Origin of the sequence: Kitasatospora sp. NPDC057518, assembly GCF_042802075.1 — a bacterium.
In the GTDB taxonomy this organism is placed as follows: domain Bacteria; phylum Actinomycetota; class Actinomycetes; order Streptomycetales; family Streptomycetaceae; genus Kitasatospora.
On sequence record NZ_JBHVEU010000021.1, the window covers coordinates 1 to 18,384 of the forward strand.

Annotated in this window: 17 protein-coding genes; 8 read left to right on the top strand and 9 right to left on the bottom strand. The window is 74.7% G+C overall.

Translation table 11 applies throughout. From position 1 onward, the window contains the following. Positions 1–5 precede the first annotated feature (5 nt). A complete protein-coding gene (locus ACFU7Z_RS03895; protein WP_380775795.1) occupies positions 6–1,025 on the top strand; it encodes a FecCD family ABC transporter permease in 1,020 nt (339 codons plus the stop codon). After that, positions 1,022–1,828 carry an ABC transporter ATP-binding protein gene (locus ACFU7Z_RS03900; RefSeq protein WP_380775763.1) on the top strand — a complete coding sequence of 269 codons (807 nt, stop codon included), beginning with the start codon at positions 1,022–1,024 and terminating at the stop codon, positions 1,826–1,828. Before ACFU7Z_RS03895 ends, ACFU7Z_RS03900 begins: the two co-directional genes overlap by 4 nt. Positions 1,829–1,860: 32 nt before the next feature. On the opposite strand, the gene ACFU7Z_RS03905 is transcribed toward ACFU7Z_RS03900, so the two are convergent. The 4 genes from ACFU7Z_RS03905 to ACFU7Z_RS03920 all read right to left on the bottom strand — a co-directional run bounded on the left by ACFU7Z_RS03905 (position 1,861) and on the right by ACFU7Z_RS03920 (position 6,600). Next, positions 1,861–2,850, bottom strand: coding sequence for an L-tyrosine/L-tryptophan isonitrile synthase family protein (locus ACFU7Z_RS03905; protein ID WP_380775764.1), 990 nt, complete (start codon positions 2,848–2,850; stop codon positions 1,861–1,863). A gap of 94 nt (positions 2,851–2,944) precedes the next feature. Next, complete coding sequence (locus ACFU7Z_RS03910; RefSeq protein WP_380775765.1) at positions 2,945–4,276, bottom strand: cytochrome P450; 1,332 nt, start codon at positions 4,274–4,276, stop codon at positions 2,945–2,947. Between the two features lie 88 nt (positions 4,277–4,364). Beyond that, positions 4,365–5,738 (bottom strand): MFS transporter, encoded by a 1,374-nt coding sequence (locus ACFU7Z_RS03915; RefSeq protein WP_380775766.1) that lies wholly within the window; start codon positions 5,736–5,738, stop codon positions 4,365–4,367. 259 nt (positions 5,739–5,997) lie between these two features. Further along, positions 5,998–6,600: a sigma-70 family RNA polymerase sigma factor gene (locus ACFU7Z_RS03920; RefSeq protein ID WP_049651662.1), complete on the bottom strand. Its 603-nt coding sequence runs from the start codon at positions 6,598–6,600 to the stop codon at positions 5,998–6,000. Between the two features lie 16 nt (positions 6,601–6,616). Here ACFU7Z_RS03920 and ACFU7Z_RS03925 point away from each other — a divergent pair, with 16 nt between their 5' ends. After that, entirely contained in the window at positions 6,617–6,883 is a 267-nt protein-coding gene (locus tag ACFU7Z_RS03925; RefSeq protein ID WP_380775767.1) for a zf-HC2 domain-containing protein, read from the top strand. Between the two features lie 327 nt (positions 6,884–7,210). On the opposite strand, the gene ACFU7Z_RS03930 is transcribed toward ACFU7Z_RS03925, so the two are convergent. Next, on the bottom strand, positions 7,211–8,116 hold the full coding sequence (locus tag ACFU7Z_RS03930; RefSeq protein ID WP_380775769.1) for a hypothetical protein: 906 nt from the start codon (positions 8,114–8,116) through the stop codon (positions 7,211–7,213). Positions 8,117–8,892: 776 nt separating this feature from the next. Here ACFU7Z_RS03930 and ACFU7Z_RS03935 point away from each other — a divergent pair. Next, positions 8,893–10,122: a cytochrome P450 gene (locus ACFU7Z_RS03935; protein ID WP_380775797.1), complete on the top strand. Its 1,230-nt coding sequence runs from the start codon at positions 8,893–8,895 to the stop codon at positions 10,120–10,122. Between the two features lie 136 nt (positions 10,123–10,258). Here the strand turns inward: ACFU7Z_RS03935 and ACFU7Z_RS03940 are convergent, their stop codons facing one another. Both ACFU7Z_RS03940 and ACFU7Z_RS03945 read right to left on the bottom strand, forming a co-directional pair. Continuing rightward, on the bottom strand, positions 10,259–10,966 hold the full coding sequence (locus ACFU7Z_RS03940) for an N-acyl homoserine lactonase family protein (protein ID WP_049652745.1): 708 nt from the start codon (positions 10,964–10,966) through the stop codon (positions 10,259–10,261). Positions 10,967–11,024: 58 nt separating this feature from the next. Next, on the bottom strand, positions 11,025–11,483 hold the full coding sequence (locus ACFU7Z_RS03945) for an Lrp/AsnC family transcriptional regulator (RefSeq protein ID WP_049652743.1): 459 nt from the start codon (positions 11,481–11,483) through the stop codon (positions 11,025–11,027). Positions 11,484–11,711: 228 nt separating this feature from the next. On the opposite strand from ACFU7Z_RS03945, the gene ACFU7Z_RS03950 reads away from it, so the two are divergent. The 3 genes from ACFU7Z_RS03950 to ACFU7Z_RS03960 are packed head-to-tail and all read left to right on the top strand — an operon-like array spanning position 11,712 to position 14,521. Continuing rightward, complete coding sequence (locus ACFU7Z_RS03950; protein WP_049652741.1) at positions 11,712–12,341, top strand: LysE family translocator; 630 nt, start codon at positions 11,712–11,714, stop codon at positions 12,339–12,341. A gap of 22 nt (positions 12,342–12,363) precedes the next feature. Next, a complete protein-coding gene (locus tag ACFU7Z_RS03955; RefSeq protein WP_380775772.1) occupies positions 12,364–13,839 on the top strand; it encodes a CoA transferase in 1,476 nt (491 codons plus the stop codon). A 46-nt stretch (positions 13,840–13,885) separates the two neighbouring features. Next, positions 13,886–14,521, top strand: a complete 636-nt coding sequence (locus ACFU7Z_RS03960; RefSeq protein WP_380775775.1) for a DUF6461 domain-containing protein — start codon at positions 13,886–13,888, stop codon at positions 14,519–14,521. Positions 14,522–14,606: 85 nt separating this feature from the next. On the opposite strand, the gene ACFU7Z_RS03965 is transcribed toward ACFU7Z_RS03960, so the two are convergent. Further along, entirely contained in the window at positions 14,607–15,206 is a 600-nt protein-coding gene (locus ACFU7Z_RS03965) for an HdeD family acid-resistance protein (RefSeq protein WP_049652737.1), read from the bottom strand. A 173-nt stretch (positions 15,207–15,379) separates the two neighbouring features. Here ACFU7Z_RS03965 and ACFU7Z_RS03970 point away from each other — a divergent pair, with 173 nt between their 5' ends. Next, complete coding sequence (locus ACFU7Z_RS03970) at positions 15,380–17,317, top strand: NAD-binding protein (protein ID WP_380737527.1); 1,938 nt, start codon at positions 15,380–15,382, stop codon at positions 17,315–17,317. 113 nt (positions 17,318–17,430) lie between these two features. Here ACFU7Z_RS03970 and ACFU7Z_RS03975 read toward each other — a convergent pair whose 3' ends face one another. Further along, complete coding sequence (locus tag ACFU7Z_RS03975) at positions 17,431–18,216, bottom strand: enoyl-CoA hydratase (protein WP_380737525.1); 786 nt, start codon at positions 18,214–18,216, stop codon at positions 17,431–17,433. Positions 18,217–18,384: the final 168 nt, after the last annotated feature.

Here is an 18,384-nt window from a genome sequence, read left to right on the forward strand (position 1 = left end):
GGCCGCTGGCCGCCGTCCTCGTCGTCGCCCTGGTGCTCGCGCTGACCGCCGCCGTCTCGCTCGGCTCGGTGGACGTCCCGGCCGCCGAGGTCTGGTCGGTGGTCGCCCGCCGGCTCACCGGTCGGGCCCCGGAGCCAGGCACCCGTGATCTCATCGTCTGGCAACTGCGCGTCCCCCGTGCCCTGTTGGCGGCCGTGGTGGGCGCCGGTCTCGGCCTGGTCGGCACCGCCGTGCAGGCCCTGGTCCGCAACCCGCTCGCCGACCCGTACCTGCTCGGCATCTCCTCCGGGGCCTCGCTCGGCGCGGTCGCCGCCATCGTCCTCGGCACCACCCTCGGGCTCCAGCTCTCCTTCGGCAGCGCGCTCGGCCTCACCGTCTCCCTGGCGGCGTTCGCCGGCGCGCTCGCCGCGTTCTCGCTGGTCTGGCTGATGGCCCGGCGCGGTGGCGGCTTCTCCCCGCTGCGCCTGGTCCTCGCGGGCATCGGCATCGCCCAGTTCCTCGGCGGCATCACCAGCTACCTGGTCCTGCAGACCCGCGACGAGCAGCAGACCAGGGGCGTGCTGTTCTGGCTGATGGGCAGCCTCGGCGGCGCCGTCTGGGCCCAACTCGCCGTCCCGGCCGTCGCGGTGGCGCTCGGACTGGCCCTGCTCCAGGCCCGCGCCCGGGGGCTCAACGCGATGCTGATGGGCGACGAGACGGCCGCCGGGCTCGGCGTGGACGTCGCCCGGCTGCGCCGCGAGGTCTTCGTCGTCACCAGTGTGCTCACCGGGGTGCTGGTCGCCGTCTCCGGGGCGATCGGCTTCGTCGGGCTGATGGTGCCGCACGTGTGCCGGCTGCTGGTCGGCGCCGACCACCGGCGGCTGCTGCCGCTGTCCGCGCTCACCGGGGCGCTGCTGCTGGTCGTCGTCGACACGGTGGCCCGCACCGCCCTGGACGGCCAGGAACTGCCGATCGGCGTGGTCACCGCCGTCCTCGGCGCCCCCACCCTGCTCTACCTGCTGGACCGACGACTGGAGCGCAGTTGAGGATCGCCGTCGAGGACCTGAGTGTCGCCCTGGCCGGCCGGACGGTGCTGGCCGGGGCCAACCTGATCGCCGAGGAGGGGGAGATCGCCGGACTGGTCGGCCCCAACGGCAGCGGCAAGTCCAGCCTGCTGCGCACCGTCTACCGGCACCTGCGGCCCAGCGCCGGGCGGGTGCTGCTGGCGGGGCGGGACCTGGCGGAGCTACGGCCCGCCGAGTCCGCCCGGCACATCGGGGCGCTGCCCCAGGAGCGCGGCGGGGACTTCGAGTTGAGCGTCCGCGAGGTGGTCGCGATGGGCCGCACGCCCTACAAGCGGGCCTTTGCGGCCGACGACGCCGAGGACCGCCGGATCACGGCCGAGGCGCTGGCCCGGGTCGGCATGGCCGGGGCCGCCGACCGCCGGTTCGCCCAACTGTCCGGCGGGGAACGGCAACGGGTGCTGCTGGCCCGGGCGCTCGCCCAGCAGCCGGACGTCCTGGTGCTGGACGAGCCGACCAACCACCTGGACGTCCGGCACCAGGTCGAACTGCTCGCCCTGCTCCGGGAGCAGCGCCGCACCACCCTGGTGGCCCTGCACGACCTCAACGCCGCCGCCTCGGTCTGCGACCGGCTGCACGTCCTGCACCGCGGCGCCCTGGTGGCCTCCGGGACGCCGCGCGAGGTGCTGACCGCCGAGCTGCTGGCCGAGGTCTTCGGGGTGCGGGCCGCGGTGGTCGAACACCCGCTCACCGGCGACCCGTTGATCGCCTTCGACCACCGTGCCCCGGCCCCGGCTGCGGCGGAGGCCGCCGTGCCGGGGCGCTAGGTGTTCCGTCCCTTCCCGTACGGGACCGCGGCCTAGCGGGACTCGTAGTGGCTCGGCTGGCCGTCCCGCAGGACCAGTCGGCCGAGCCGGGCGGCCTCGTCGCTGCGCAGCAACTCCCGCCGGCCGTCGGCGCGGTGGAGTACGGAGGAGTGCCAGGGGGTGGTCCAGGAGTCGGCCGCCGCCAGCAGTCGGATGCCGAACTTGGACGCCCCGGCCGGCTGCGGGTGGATGGAGAGCCGGACGGCGCGCGGGTGGTGTTCGGCGATCAACTCGCCCCAGGCGCGGCTGCGCTGGATCACGCCGTAGGCGCGACGGCGGCACTCCCGCTGGAGGGCGGAGCGGGTGCCGGTGAAGCCGACGGTGTCCTCGGTGAGGAAGCGGGTGATGCCCCGGTAGAGCCGCAGGGTCTCCTCCTCGGTCAGCACCTGTTCGCGCAGCTCCTCGACGCTCGGCGCGTACCGGGCGTGCACCCGGGCGCGCTTCTCGTCGTACGGGAGGTCACCGAGGACGGCCCGCAGGTCGAAGGTGTCGAGGTGGGCCAGGCCCTCGCGGGCGATCATGGCGGTCAGGGCGTCCGAGTAGGCGTCTATGTGGTCGTCCGGGACGTTGATCAGGTCGCCGAAGATGTGCCCGTCCGAGCAGATCAGGATGCGCGCACCGGGCGCGTGCAGGCGGCCGATCTCGGCGCACAGGCCGTCGAGGAAGGTCAGCGACAGCCGTTCGCCCTCGTCGGGCAGGTGGCCGAGCACCTTCGCGGGGTTCGGCGACTTGCAGGGGAAGCCGGGCAGGGTCAGGACGATCGGTTCGCCGGCGGCGATGAAGTCCGCCAACTGCGCCAGCTGGAGCGGGAAGTGCTCCGGGCGGGCGTCGAACTCCGGGTCCGCGGCGCGGCGGTGCGGCAGCAGCAGGCCGAGGACGCGGGCGGCGAGGGCGGCGGCGGTGGTGCCGGTGTCGGGGGCGGTGGTGTCAGTGGTGACGGCGTCGGGGGTGATGACGGCAGGGGCGGTGCCGACGGGCGGCATGGTGGGTCCTCCACGAAAGGCGGTGCGGTACGGGTTTCGGGCTCCGGGCGGGCGGAGCCGGACGGTCGGAGCCGGGGCGCGGTGCGCCCGGGGGTCAGTGGCGGTGGTCGTAGGCGACCGGCAGCCGGTTCACCCCGCGGGCCAGGACGGCGGGGACCCAGGCCAGGTCCGCCAGGCCGTCGCCGGGCGCCTCGGCCGGACGCAGCCCGGGCAGCCGGGTGAGCAGGGTGGCGAGGGCGACCTGGAGTTCGGCCCGGGCCAGCGCGGCGCCGGGGCAGTAGTGGATGCCGTGGCCGAAGGCCAGGTGGGCGTTGGGCGTGCGGTCGAGGTCGAGGCGGTCGGGCTCGGGGAACTGCGCGTCGTCGCGGTTGGCGGCGCAGAGCGAGACGATCACCGAGTCGCCGGCCGGGACGGTGGTGCCGAACAGGTCGCTGTCCTCGGCGAAGAACCGCCAGGTGGTGAGCTCGAACGCGGCGTCGTGGCGCAGCAGTTCCTCCACCGCCCGGGCGAGCCGGCCGGGCTCGTCGGCGCCCTCGCGCAGCCGGGCGAGCTGCTCGGGGTGGCGCAGCAGCGTGACCAGCATGGTGGTGATCTGGTTGGTGACCGGCTCCTGCCCGGCGACCAGCAGCTGGAACACCATCGAGTCCAGCTCCGCGCGGCTCAACTCGCCCGCGTCATGGGCTGCGACGAGCCGGCCCAGCAGGTCCTCCTGCGCCGCCCAACCGGGCTCCCGGCAGTCGGCGCGCTTACGGGCGACGACGTCGGCGATGTACGTCTGGAGGCCGCGCAGCCGGGCCTCGTACGCCGGGCGGCCGGGGTCCTGCGGGCCGACCGGCTGGACCACCTTGCCCCAGTCCCGGTCGAAGCGGTCCGCCAACTCGGGCGGCAGGCCGATGACTTCGGCGAGCACCCGGAAGGGGTAGTGGGCCGCGAAGCCGGCCACCAGGTCCGCGCCGCCGGACTCCGGCAGCTCGTCCACCAGGGCGTCGGCCAGCTCCTGGAACCGGGGGCGCAGCGACTCCACCCGGCGCGGGGCGAAGGCGTCGAGCACGAGCCGGCGCATCGAGGTGTGCTTGGGCGGGTCCTGGTGGAGCAGGTGGACCTGGAGCTGCGAGTGCTGGGGCTCGGGCATGATCGACGCGAGCCGGCGCCAGTTGTCGTTGCCGAGGGTGTGGTTCTTGCCGAAGCGGGGGTCGTTGAGGGCCGCGTGGGCGGCCCGGTAGCCGGTGACCAGCCAGGCGTGGATGCCGCTGGGGAACTCCACTCGGTGCACCGGCCCGGCCTCGCGCATCCGCTGGTAGAGCGGGTACGGGTCGCGCTTGTACTCCGGACCGTACAGCGGGACGGGGGAGGGCAGCCGGTCGTACCCGTACGGGCAGCGCGGGGCGTCGTCGGTGGCGGCCGGGTCGGGGATCGTGTCGGTCATCTGAGGAGGTCCTTCGGTGGGGAGGGGGTGGTGGTGGGGTGCGCTCGGGCGGGTGCGGCGCGGTGCGGTGCAGTGCGGGGTGGGGCGGTCAGGGCCTGGGGCGGCGGTGCAGGGCGAGCAGCGCGACGGCGGTGGCCGCGACGAGGGCGGCCAGGGCGATTCCGGCCCGGGTCCCGGTGGTGTCGCGGGCCCCGGCCAGGGCGGTGGCGGTCGCGAGGGCCGGGCCGAGCGCGAAGCCGAGGCTGCGGGCGAGTTGGACGGCGGAGCCGGCGGTGGCGAGCTTCCCGGGTGGGGAGGCGGACATCACTAGGGCCTGGGTGGGGCCGCCGTTGAGGCCCATCCCGGCACCGGCGAGGGCGAGTCGCGCGGCGATCTCGGGGGCGGACCAGCCGGTGTCCAGCGGGACGAGCAGGGCCAGGCCGAGAGTGGTGACGGCGGCGCCGGTGAGCGCGGTCGGGCGGGCGCCCCAGCGGTCGGCCAGCCGGCCGCCGACCCGGCCGGCCAGCACCATGCCGAGCGGGAACGCCAGCATGGTGAGCGCGGTGGCCGTGGCGCTCTCGCCCCGAGGGCCGCGCAGGTGCTGGGCGAGCAGGTAGTGGCAGGCCGCGAAGCCGGCGGCGAGCGCCAGCACGGAGGCGTTGACCCCGGCGGTCCCGGCGGCCCGCAGCACCTCGGCCACCGGTCGGCCGCCCGGGCGGCGCAGCCAGAGCAGCACCAGCGGAACGGCGGGCAGGACGAGCAGCAGCCACAGCGCGGACTTCGGGGCCAGGGTGAGCCCGAGCAGGACGGCGGCCACGGCGGCGCCGATCAGCGCGGCGTCGCCGAGCGAGGACCGGTCGGGCGGCCGCAGTCCGCCGCGGCGCGGGGCGTGGCGCCGCACGATCAGCACGGCGGCCAGGCAGACCGGCAGCTTCACCAGGAAGATCGCCCGCCAGCCCAGGTGGTCCAGCAGCAGACCGCCGATCACCGGCCCGGTGACGGCGCCGAGCGGACCGAGCGTCGCGGGCACGCTCATCGCCCGGCCGCGCAGCTCGGGCCGGACGGAGGTCGCGGCGAGTACCGGCATCAGGACGAAGAGCACGGCCCCGAAGGCGCCCTGGAACAGCCGGGCCGCGATCAGCCAACCGGCCCACGGGGCGCAGGCGGCCAGCACGCTGCACAGGGCGAAGCAGCCGACCGCGAGCAGCAGGGCCGAGCGGGTGCCGACCTGGTCCAGCCAGCGCCCGGCGGGCAACAGCAGGGCGACGAGCGGGAGTTGGTACCCGAGGACGGCCCACTGGGCGACCCCGGGGGAGACGTGCAGGCCGGCCGAGATGTCGGTGAGCGCGAGGTTGACCACGTTCATGTCGAGCATCGCGACGAAGGACAGCAGTCCGGCGGCGACGACCAGGCTCCAGCGGTCCGCCGATGGTTGCTGACGCTCCGTCAGAGATGAGGCGGTCGGGGTTGGTTGCGCCGTCATGAAGTCCCTCCGTCTCCCGTACTGCTGTACCGGACGCCGCCTCGGCGGCGGGGTCCGGTACAGCAGTCGGTGGCGAGGGGGCTCCGGTTCCGAACACTTGGGGGATTTCTTCTCGATAGCCGGCAGTCGACGGCTGGCAGCGGACAACGGACAGATGACAGACGACAGCTTTCAGCGAACAGATAACAGATTTCAAAATCTGTTATCTGTTCGCTGTCAGTTGTCCGCCGCTGCCCGCCGCCCGCCGCCCGCCCGCCGCTCAGCAGGCGGTCGCGAGCTCCCCGGCCTCGGCGGCGCGCAGGCGTGCCACCAGCTCCTCCCGCGCCCGGGCGACCCGGGAGCGGACGGTCCCGACGGGGCAGCCGGCGACCTCGGCCGCCTCGGCGTAGCTCAGGCCGACCACCTGCGTCAGCACGAAGGCCTCGCGCCGCTGGGCGGGCACCCGGTCGAGCAGGTCGCCGAGCGCGACGCCGTCCTCGAACCCGGCCGTCGGTGCGCCGCCCTGCCGCTCCGCCGCCTCCTGCCAGTCCGGCAGAGCCGCGCAGCGCGGCCGGGCGGCCGCCATCCGGTACCGGTCGATCACCGTCCGCCGGGCGATCGACAGCAGCCAGGTGCGGGCGGAGGAGCGCCCTGCGAACGCGGGCAGGCCGCGCAGTGCGCGCAGGAAGGTCTCCTGGGCGAGGTCGTCGGCGGACTGCACGTCGGTCAGGTGGGCGACGAAGCGCCAGACGTCCCGCTGGGTCGCCCGGACGAAGGCCTCGACGTCGGCCGCCCGTCCGGAGCGGGCGGTCAGCGCCAGTGCGGTGAGCTGCTCGTCATCCACGGCGGCCCCCTGCCCGGCCGGTCCCGGCGGCACGGCCATGCGGGACGATGGTCGTATGAGATGCGCGCAGTTCCGTACCGCTCTGTCCGCCCGGCTCGACGGCGAACCGAGCGGTCTGCCGGAGGTCCGGCTGGACAGGCACGTCGCGCGCTGCGCCGGCTGCCGGGAGTGGCTGGCCAGGGCCGAGCAGCTGCACGGCCGGGTGCGGGCGGGCACCACCGACGGGCCCTCGCCCGAGTGGATGGCCCGGCTGCTGGCCCGGCTGGGCGAGGGCGGCCCCGAGGGCCGTGCTCCGGACGGACCGCAGTCCGTCGAGCGCTAGGCGCGGTGGGCGTGCCCGGCGGGGCGGGCGCGTCCGGGGGAGCGGGAACGGCGGGACGGTGGCGCCGGCCGGAGCCGGTGCGCCGTCGAAGTCAGGCATGGGAAGGTCCCGAGGGGAAGGCGGGGAGCGGCACCGCGCAGGGCGGCACCGTCGGCGTCCATGGGCAGCCGCGCGGCACGCCGGCCCTGGGGAGGCGCGGCGGCGGACGCGGGCCCGCACCCTGACGGCACGACGGCGTGGGGCGCGGCCGTACGGCAGGGCGACCTGCCCGTCGCGGGGTCCCGGTGGCCGGAGGTGGCCGGACGGGGAGGAGCAGCGGCGGGCGCGTCAGCAGGCGAGGGCGAACGCCGGCGGCCCGCGCCGGACCACGGCATGCGTCAGCAGCACCGACCGGGGCGGCCGGGCCCGGTCGTCGGCCGGGCGGGGCGGTGCCGGGGCCCGGTAGCCGAAGGGGCGCGCGAACAGCGCCAGCAGCGGGAGCAGGAGCGCGCCCGCGACCACCGCGCCGAGCGCGCCGAGCAGCTCGAAGACCCGGACCAGCGCCGCGTCGCCGCGCCAGAGCAGGAGCGCGCACGCCAGCGCGGCGAGCACGTGGGCGGCGGCCATCCCCGGTGACATGCCGTGGGACATCCCGTGCGCCGGTCCTTGCGCCGGTGCGCTCACCAGGTCCTGCGCCGTGCCGTACGACCCGCCGCCGTGCAACGCGCCGTCGGGCATCATGTGCGGTCCGTCGGGCATCCCGGTCATCCCGGGCAGGCCCGCGTCCACGGCGGTCGCGCCCGAGCCCCCGTGGTGCGTCCCGGCCGCCGGCCGCAGACTGCCGGTGGTCGGCGGGACGTCCGGGTCGATGCCCGCCATCCGCGCCAGTTCGACCGGGGAGAGCCCGCCGGGGGCCCGGTCGGGGTTGCAGAGCAGGAGGGCGGCCCAGTCCGTGGTGGCGAGCCGGCCGAGGCCGCCGCCCCCTTGGGAGAACGCCGCGGCCTGTTCGAACAACTGGTGCAGCGCGGTCTGCGCCACGACCATCCAGAGGCTGATCACCCCGAGTCCGCGCCGCTTCCCGGCGAGCAGCCAGGTCAGCCCGAGGACCGCCCCGAACCCGCCGGCCAGCACCGTCGGAGAGACTCCGGATCCGGCCATGGCGACGTGCGCGGTGGCGGCCATCGCCACGCACAGCGCGGCGAAGACCACGGCGCGCAGCAGGCGGATCCGGTCGGTCATCACGATGGCACTCATCGTCGCACCCGCCCTGCCCGGCCCGTAGCGCACCCTCCGGTCATGGCCGGTTCTGTGCCGTGAGACCATGCCCGGCCGCCGGCCCCCGGAGCCCGCCGGATCACCACCCGGTTCGGCCCGCCGACCCGACGCGACGAACCGAACAACGGCTCGTAGGACCATCGGGGCGGTTTGACAGCACGTACCCCATTGCTCACTTAATGTGCACCACCCCGTACGGTGCGTATCGGGACGACGCTGTTCAGAAGCAGGGAGGTCCGGCCTTGGAGACCCCGACGGATACCTCGGCGCCCATTGCCGACAATGCCAAGTCCGCTGCCCCCACGGAGCCGACCGTCCCGCAGCAGGCGACAGGCCGGAAACAGGCGACGGCCGTGGTTGAAGTCGAAGCCGAGGAACTCGGCGAGCAGGCCGAAGCCGCCACCCCGGCCGGAGCTGTCGAGCAGGCCGGAGCTGTCGAACCGGCCGAAGCCATCGAGCCGGATGAAGCAGAGGAGTCGGCCAAGGCTGAGGAAGCTGCCGGACCGGCCGAAGCCGCCGAGTCGGCCGACGTCGCCGGACCAGCCGAAGCCGCGGAGCGGGCTGAAGCCGAAGAGCCGACCGAAGCGGCGGAGGCGGCCGGAACCGCTGAACCGGCCGAGGCCGCAGAGCAGGCCGACCCACCCGGATCCACCGAGCCCGCCGACGAGGCCGACCCCGCCACCCCGGCTGAAACAGCGGATTCGGCCGAGGCCGCCACCCCGACCGAGCCCGCGAAGCCGACCGAGCCCGCCGCCCTGCCCGCGTCCGTCGACCTCGCGGACCCCGGCTTCTGGCAGCTGCCCGCCCCCGACCGCGCCGCCGCCTTCGCCGAGCTGCGCCGCCGCCCCGGTCCGGTGTTCTTCGGCGACCGCGCCACCGGTCGCGGCTTCCACGCCCTGGTCCGTCACGCCGACGTGGTCGAGGCCAGCCGCACCCCCGCCGTCTTCCTCAGCGGCCCCGGCGTGACCACCCCCGTCCCGGCCCGCTGGGTCCGGCTGCTGTTCGGCGACTCGATGGTCAACCTGGACGACCCCCGCCACGCCCAGCTGCGCCGGATCGTCTCGCGGGCGTTCACCCCGCGGCTGCTCGACCGGGTCGAGGAGGACGTCCGGCGGATCAGCACCGAGCTGGTCGACCGGATCGAGCGGGAGCGGCCGGAGGACTTCGTGACCGCGGTCGCCGCCGAACTCCCGTTCCAGGTGATCTGCACCATGATGGGCATCCCGGAGCGGCCTCGCCGCACCATCCTCGACCTGGTCAACCGCACCTCCGAGGACATCGGTGTGGCCCGGCCGCTGCGCCGCCGGCTGCGGGTGCCGGGGCGCGGGCTGCGGGCGCTCGCCCGGATGCAGGGCATCGTCGCCGGGATCGGCCGCCAGCGCCGTCGCCGGCCGGAGGAGGACCTGATCTCCGCGCTGGTCACCGCCGACGTGGACGGCCGCCGGCTCACCGGACGCGAGCTGGGCGCCTTCTTCAGCCTGCTGCTGGTCGCCGGGGTCGAGACCACCCGCAACGCGCTGGCCCACGGCCTGCACCTGCTGACCGTCCACCCCGAGCAGCGCGCCCTGCTGCTCGAGGACCTCGACGGACGGCTCGGCGGCGCGGTGGACGAGATGGTCCGCCACGCCACGCCGATCATCCAGTTCAACCGGACCCTCGCCGTCGACCACGAGCTGGGCGGCTCCGGCGGCCCGCTCCTGCGCGCGGGGGAGAAGGTCGCGCTGTTCTACGGCTCGGCCAACCGCGACGAGGAGGTCTTCCCCGACCCCGACGTCTTCGACATCACCCGAACGCCCAACGCCCACCTCGGCTTTGGTGGCGGCGGTCCGCACTACTGCCTCGGCGCGCACCTGGCCCGGCAGGAGATGACGACGCTGTTCCGCGAGCTGTTCACCCGCCTTCCCGAGGCGCGGTCGGTCGGCGAGCCGCAGCTCGTCCCGTCCAGCTTCGACCACCGGGTCCGCTCGCTGCGCTTCACCTTCTGAGCCTCCTGAGCGCCCCGGCCGCCCTAGATGTCCCGGCTGCCCCGGCCACCCTGGGCGCCCCGGAGGTCCAGGCCGCCCCGGACGCTCCGGGCCTCCTGAGCGACCGGTCCCCTCCGGACGGCCGGGGCTCCGGCGGCTACTCGGCCGGCTCCCAGACCGCGTTGTCGTGCGCGAACAGCACCCGGTGCGGCCCGTGCTCGGCCACCCGGTCGAGCCAGGCCCGGTACCCGGGCAGCGGCGGGGCCACGCCCTCGCGCACCGCCCGCCGGGCGAGCACCGCCTGCCCGTACTCGGAGGCGAAGTCGTAGGCCTGCCCGGCCAGCAGGACCGGGCCGCCGCCCGGGCGGTCCACCAGCAGCGACTGGTGGCCCCCGGTGTGGCCGGGGGTGGGCAGCACCCGGACGCCCGGCCAGACCTCGGCCTCCCCGTCGAGTTCGCGGTACTCGGCGCCGGGGAAGTCGACCAGCGCGTCGATGGTGTACCCGCCGCGCCGGGCGGTGGCCAGCTCCTCCGCCTGGACCAGGACGGGCGTGCCGGCGAACAGCGGGTTGCCGCCGCAGTGGTCGAAGTGGAGGTGGCAGTTGACCACCAGGTCGATGTCGGCGACGGCGACCCCGGCCGCCGCGAGCGCCTCCGGCAGCGGGCGGCGGACCGGGCGGTAGTGCGCCTCGGTCTCCGGTTCGCCGCCACCGATCCCGGTGTCGAACAGCAGCAGCCCCTCCGGACGCCGGACCAGGTACGCGAGCACCGGTTCCACGCGCGGCTCCGGGCCGCCCACTTCGGTGGCCGGTCGGACGAAGTACCCCAGGTCGAGACGGCGGATCACGTGCAATTCAGCCCCCATGTCGCAGTGCGTCGCTCTGCCCCCGTACGGGCGGCCGCGCGGGCCCCCCGTTCGCACCCTACCCGCCGACCGGCAGCCCCCGGTCGGCCTTCACCTGCTTCATCGTCAGGTGCGAGTTGACCTGCGCGATGCCCGGCAGGCCGGAGAGCACGTCGGTGATGAAGCGTTCGTACGCGGCGATGTCGGCCACCGCGATCCGCAGCAGGTAGTCGGGCTCGCCGAACAGCCGGTGGGCCTCCACCACCTCCGGCAGCTCGGCCACCCGGCGCTCGAACTCGGCGACCGTCACCTGGTCCTCGTGACGCATGGTGATCGTCACGAAGGGCTGGAACCCGCGCCCGACCGCCGCTCCGTCCAGCACCGCCCGGTAGCCGCGGATCACACCGTCCTGCTCCAGTTGACGCACCCGGCGCAGGCAGGGGGACGGGGTGAGGTCCACCCGGGAGGCCAGCTCGGCATTGGTCAGGCGCCCGTCCTGCTGGAGCTCGCGGAGGATTCTGCGGTCGATTCGGTCCATGGCGCAACATTCTGCCAAAACGCCGCTCCGACCAGCACGAAGTCGCCATCGCGTGCCAGCCCGATCCGGCTACCTTCAGTGACCGAACCCGCTGCCGGGTCACTCCGGCAGATCCCCCGGGCACCCCGGCAGGCCGCTGGAACAACCTCCGGCCGACCCGCCGGAACGACCCCCGGCCGATCCGCCGGGCCCACACCGCGACGAGCACGACAGGCCACGCCCACGCCCATGGACACCCACGCCCTCCTCCTCTTCCTCGGAGTCGACCTCCTGCTGGTCTGCACCCCGGGCCCCGACTGGCTCTACATCGCCGCCCGCGGCCTCGGCCAGGGACGCCGTGCCGCGCTGATCGCGGTCGGCGGGGTCTGCGCCGGGTACGCCGTCCACACGCTGCTCTCCAGCGCCGGACTGGCCGCCGCGCTGCGCGCCGTCCCGGCCGCCCTGCCCGTGCTGCGCCTCACCGGCGCCGCCTACTTGCTGGTGCTGGCCGTCATGATGCTGTTGGCGCTGCGCAAGAGCGGGGGCGCGGCCGCCCTCGCGGCGCCCAAGCCGCAGCCCACCACGACGGTGCTGCGCCAGAGCATGCTGACCGCGCTGCTCAACCCCAAGGGGCTGCTGCTCTACCTGTCCCTGGTGCCGCAGTTCGTCGACCCGGACGCCACCCTGCCGGTCGGCGGCCAGGTGCTCGCGCTCGGCTCGCTCAACGTGCTGGCCTGCGCGGTGGTGTACGGGCTGGTCGCGTACGCCAGTGGGCGGCTCGGCGGTCGGTTCGGCGGCACCCCGCAGGCGGCCCGCCGGATGACCATGGTCTCGGCGGTGCTGTTGATGCTGGTGGCGGGCGTCACAGCGAGCGCCTGAGAACGGGAGCACAATGCCGGGCATGACCGAGCGCCCGTTGCCAGAAGGAACCACCGCGGCCACTGGAACCACCGGAACCACGGCGGCCGCCGGAGCCGTCGACCGCCCGACCGCCCACGCCTGGGCCGCTCTCGGCGGACCGCCCGAGCTGCTGGAGCGGGTGACCTTCCACGGCCCGGAGGACGTCCTGCCCTCCGGGCTGCCGGTGCGCCGGCTCGCCCGGGCCACCGTGGCGGTCTGTTCACTGGCCGCCGCCGAGCTCGCGTCCCACCGCGCCGGAGGCTCGGCGCCCCTGGCCGCGTCCGTCCCCGCCGTCGGGGTGGACCAGGGGGCCGTCGCCACCGCCTTCGTCAGTGAGCGGCACCTGACGGTCGACGGCCGCGCGCCCGTCAACTTCGCCCCGCACTCCGGCTTCTGGCGCACCGCCGACGGCTGGGTGCGCACCCACGCCAACTACCCGCACCACCGGACCCGGCTGCTCTCCGCCCTCGGCCTCGCCGCGGACGCCGGGCCCGAGCAGCTCGCCGAGGTGCTCGGCAGGCTGCCGGCCGAGCGGATCCAGGAGCGTGCGTACGCGGCGGGAGCGCTCGCGGTGGCCGTCGTGCCGGTGAGCAGCGTCGTGCACCCCCTCGTGGAGCACCTGGAGGTCGGCGCCGCCGCCGGAACCGCGCCGGTCCGCCCGCTCGGCCAGGCCCCGGTGGACCGGCCCGCCGCCGGGATCCGGGTCCTCGACCTGAGCCGCGTGATCGCCGGACCGGTGGCCACCCGTACCCTCGCCCTGCTCGGTGCCGACGTCCTGCGGGTCGACTCGCCCCGGCTGCCCGAGGCCGACGACGCCCACGCCGACACCGGTTTCGGCAAGCGCTCCACCCGCCTCGACCTCGCCGAGCCCGCCGACCGCGCCGTCTTCGACGGCCTGCTCGCCACCGCGGACGTCGTCGTCTCCGCGTACCGCCCCGGCTCCCTCGACGCCCACGGCCTCGGCCCCGACGCGCTGTTCGCCCGTCGCCCGGACCTGATCCTCGCCCAGCTCTGCGCCTGGGGCTGGACCGGCCCCTGGGCCGGGCGGCGCGGCTTCGACAGCCTGGTCCAGGCGGGTGTCGGCATCGCCGCCCACGAGGCCGCCCCCGAGACCGGATCCGCCACCGGCGGCCGCCCCGGCGTGCTGCCCGCCCAGGCCCTCGACCACGGCACCGGCTACCTCGTCGCCGCCGCCGTGCTGCGCTCCCTCACCGACCAGCGCACCCGCCGCCCCGGCGGCCGCCACCTGCGCTTCTCCCTCGCCGGCACGGCCTCCTGGCTGCTGCACGGCATCGAACCGGAGACGCCGAGGGGAGGCCCGTCCGAGCCCTACGACCCCGCCCGCCGACTGGCCGAGGTCGACTCCCCGTACGGGCGGCTGCGCCACGCCCTGCCGCCGATCGGGTACGAGGGGGCGCCCGCCGACTGGTCGCGCCCGCCGGGCCGTTGGGGAACGGACGAGCCGGTCTGGCTCTGACGGCCTCGGGCGGGCGCTGTCCGAGGCGTCTGGCAGCATCGCCGTCATGACCGCACACGCCACGGACTACACCTGGTTCACCCGGCGCTACCCCGTCCTGGGTGAGGCCTGCTGCCTCACCCAGGTGCAGGGGCTCGAGGCCGGTGAACTGCTGCGCCGCTTCAACGCCCTGCCGGGGACGGGTGCCGCCGGGCTGGAGGGGGTGGTGGCCCGCTGGAGCTCCTACACGAACGGGGCCGACGCCGAGGCCAGGGAGCTGTTCGACCCCGCCGAGGACCGGCTGCTCGTCGCCGTCACCGAACTCGACGGCTGGGCACTCGCGGTGGAGCCCTTCGGCTACCTCGGCACCCTGGACGCGGAGATCCTCCGGCTCGCCGAGGGCACCCGGCTGGTCTCGCACTACCGCAACGCCCTGGGGGCCGACCACTTCCACTGGTGGGAGCACGGCATCCAGCGGCTGCACTTCGAGCCGCTCTTCCCCGACCAGCGGGACGGCACGGACGCCGAGGCGCCCGGCATCCCCGAGCTGCTGACCGCCTGCGGCTTCGAGCTGGAGACGGAGGCGTACGACCTGTGCGGCGAAGCCGCGTTCGCGCTCGCCGAGCGGCTGACCGACGTCCGGCTCGACCCGGAACGGCTGGAGGCCGCGACCTTCCGGATCGGCTACGCCCCGCGTCCGTGAGCCGCTCCGCGTCAGTGAGCCGTTCCGCCCAGCGCTGAGGCCGCGCCCCGGCGGGACGCGGCCTCGGTGCACCGGACGGCTGTTGTCAGACCCCGGACGGGATCTGCTTGGCCCGGCTGCGGACCTGGAGCGCCGTCACGATCTCGACCAGGCCCAGGATCACCAGCCAGCATCCGGACAGTACGGCCAGCGCGGTGATCGACCCGACCGGCCACACCATCAGCAGCACACCGGCCAGGGTGTTGGCCACGCCCGCGAAGGCCTGCCAGCCCCGGGCGGGCATCATCGGGTCGGAGATCGCGGCGGCGAGCTGGGTGATGCCGCGGAACAGCCAGCCGATCCCGATCCAGAGCGCGAGCAGCAGCAGCGACTGCACCGCACTGCGGAAGCAGAGCAGTCCCAGCAGCACGCAGATCGCGCCGCTGATGAAGGCCAGCACCCGCAGCGCGGTGGTGGAGTGGGTGCCGAACGCGGCGATCAGCTGCACGATGCCGATCACCAGCAGGTAGAGGCCGAACAGCACGCCCACCACCAGGAGCGTCTCCCGGGGCCAGGCGAAGACCACGATCCCGAGGGCGAGCGAGGCGAGTCCGGCGACCAGCAGGACCTGCCAGGCGGCCTTGGCGAGCAGTCCGAGCGGACCCTGGACCGGGGTGCCGTCGGGGGTGATGATCGGAGGGGCCACGGTGGCGTACTCCTCGGGGCTGACGCCGGGGCGGCCGGCTGACGGGCAGGGAACGAACCCCAGCCTCTCCGCGCCACGGTCGGACCGCGCGTCGGATACGGCCGTTCGGGGGATTCGCCGCGGTCGCCGGAACGTCACCCTCCGGACACTTGCCGTCGATACCATCCGTCGGTATGACTTCTGAAGGGTGGGGGACCCCTCCGGTCGAGCCGATCAGCCAGCACTACATCGTCTGCGGGGGCAACGCGCTGGCACACCGACTGGTCCTGGAACTCGTCGAGCACTACGAGGTGCCGGTCGTCGTCCTGGTCGCCGACCGGACCCGCGACCACGCGCCGCAGATCGAGCAACTCTCCGGCGTGGCGGCGGTCGTGGAGTACACCAGCGTCACCGAGGAGGCGCTGCGTGCGGTGTCCATCGGCACCGCGCGCGGCCTCGCCCTGGTCGAGGGGAGCGACCAGGAGAACATCCATGCCGCGCTCAGCGCGCAGAACCACAACCCGGACATCCGCATCGTGTTCCGGATGTTCAACCAGCGGCTCGGCGAGAACATCGAACGGCTGCTCAGGAACGGTGCCGCGCTCTCCGGCTCCGCCACCGCCGCCCCGGCCTTCGCCTCCGCGGCGCTCGGGCGGCCCAACTCGGTGGAGATCGAAGGGCGTTACCTGCACATCGCGTTCGACGACGACATCACCTCCGACCGGATCTGCGTGGTCGCCGACCAGATCGACCGGCAGGACCTCGGCAGGATCCGGCTGCTGCCCGAGCAGCAGGGTGACTCGGCCGAATTCGTCCGGCTCGCCGCCGAGTTCGGCGACCAGGGGCCGATCCGCCCCGGTGGCGTACGGCCCGAACCGGCGCCGTCGGCCGAACCAGCGCCGGCGGCCGACCCGGAGCCTTCGGCCGAGCCGACGCCGCCGGCCGGGCTGATGTCGGCGGCCGGTCCGGTGCCGGCGGCTGGTCCGGTGCCTTCGCCCGGCCCCGCCCGGGAGGGGGAGCCGGGCGGCCGGGCGGCGCTCCAGGTGCTGCGGATCGAGCCCCGGGAACCGATCGACTGGATGAGACGGCTGCGCTGGCGGCTGCTCGACACCATGCGCTTCTTCACCAGCGCCCGGATGCGCCTGGTGCTGCTCACCGCCCTCGCGGCGGTGCTGCTGGCCTTCGGCGTGCTCTGGTACCTCAACCGGAACTTCGGCTGGACCGTCTACATCGCGCTGCTCGACCTGGCCGGCGCCGCCCAGCCGGACCAGCTCTCCGACGTCGCCGCCGGGACGGGGGCGGGCACCGGCGGGTTCTGGCAGCGGGTCGCGCAGGTGGTGATCACCATCTGCGGGATCACCTTCGCGCCGGTCGCCACCGCGATCGCGGTCGAGGTGCTGGGCTCCGGGCGGCGCGGGCAGCCGCGCAACCCCGGGGCGGGCACCCGGGACCACGTGATCGTCGTCGGCCTCGGCAACGTCGGCACCCGGGTCGCGACCCAGCTGCACACCATGGGCGTGCCGGTGGTCTGCATGGAGCGGGACCCGCAGGCGCGCGGCATCGCCGCCGTACGGGCACTGGGGATCCCGGTGGTGATGGGCGACGGCCCGTTCGAACAGCAGCTGCGCCGGGCCCGGCTGAAGCACAGCAGGGCGCTGGTCGCGGTCAGCGGGGACGACGCCACCAACCTGGAGGCGGCCCTGGAGGCGCGCCACGGGAATCCCGAGGTCCGGGTGGTGGTGCGGCTGTTCGAGGACGACTTCGCGAGTCACTTCTACAAGACGCTGGACAACGCGGCCTCCCGGTCGGTGTCCTACCTGGCCGCGCCCGCCTTCGCGGCGGCGCTGATGGGGCGCGAGGTGCGCGGGACGCTGTCGGTGCTCCGGCACGTGCTGCTGATCGCCGAGCTGACGGTGGAGGACGGCAGCGGGCTGATCGGGCTGAACCGGCACGACCTGGAGGACCCGGGCGGCGTCCGGGTGATCGCGGTGCGCTTCGCCCACGGCGGACAGCTGCAGTGGAACTTCCCCGACCGCACCCGGCGGCTGGCCCCGGGCGACCAGATCGTGGTCGCCGCCACCCGCAGCGGGCTCGCCCGGCTGAACACGGTGGCGGTGGAGGAGCAGGGCTGAGCGGGGCTGTCCTCGGACAGGGTTCAGCTGACAGATTTCAGATTTCAACATCTGAAATCTGAAATCTGTCAGCTGTTATCCGTCGGCCGTCAGTTGTCAGCCGTCCTCGGCCGTCAGCGGTTCTGGAACTCCGGCGGGCGCTTCTCGGCGAAGGCCGTCATGCCCTCCTTCTGGTCCGCCGTGGCGAAGGCCGCGTGGAAGAGCCGGCGCTCGAAGCGGACGCCCTCGGCGAGCGTCGTCTCGAAGGCGCGGTTGACGCTCTCCTTCATCATGATCGCGGCCGGGGCGGACATCGCCGCGATCGTCTCGGCGGTGGCCAGCGCCTCGGACAGCAGCTGGTCGGCGGGGACGATCCGGGAGACCAGCCCGGCCCGCTCGGCCTCCTCGGCGCCCATCATCCGACCGGTCAGGCACAGCTCCATGGCCTTCGCCTTGCCGACCGCCCGGGTCAGCCGCTGCGAGCCGCCGATGCCCGGGATCACGCCGAGCTTGATCTCCGGCTGCCCAAACTTCGCGGTGTCCGCCGCCAGCAGGACGTCGCACAGCATGGCCAACTCGCAGCCGCCGCCCAGCGCGAACCCGGCGACCGCCGCGATCACCGGCTTGCGCAGGGCGCCGAGCCGGTCCCACGGGCCCAGCCAGTCGTCCAGGTAGACGTCCGGGAACCGGTTGCCCTGCATCTCCTTGATGTCGGCGCCGGCCGCGAAGGCCTTCTCCGAGCCGGTGATCACCAGACAGCCGACCTCCGGGTCCCGGTCGAAGGCGGTCGCGGCGGCGACCACCTCGTTCATCAGCTGGGTGTTCAGCGCGTTGAGCGCCTTGGGCCGGTTGAGCGTGATCAGCCCCACCCGGCCCTTGCGCTCGACCAGGATCGTCTCGTAGGTCTCGGTCTCGGTCATCGCCGTCGACTCCCATTTCCGCTGCTCGGCGCCCGTGGGAGCGCCCTGACCACCCAACGATCTACGACGCGCCCCGCCTCGCGCCAGTCTTGGTATGCGAGACGCCGGTCACCAGGGGACGGAGGCGGCGGCGGGGCGGTCGGACGGAGGCGGCGGGACGGAGTGCCG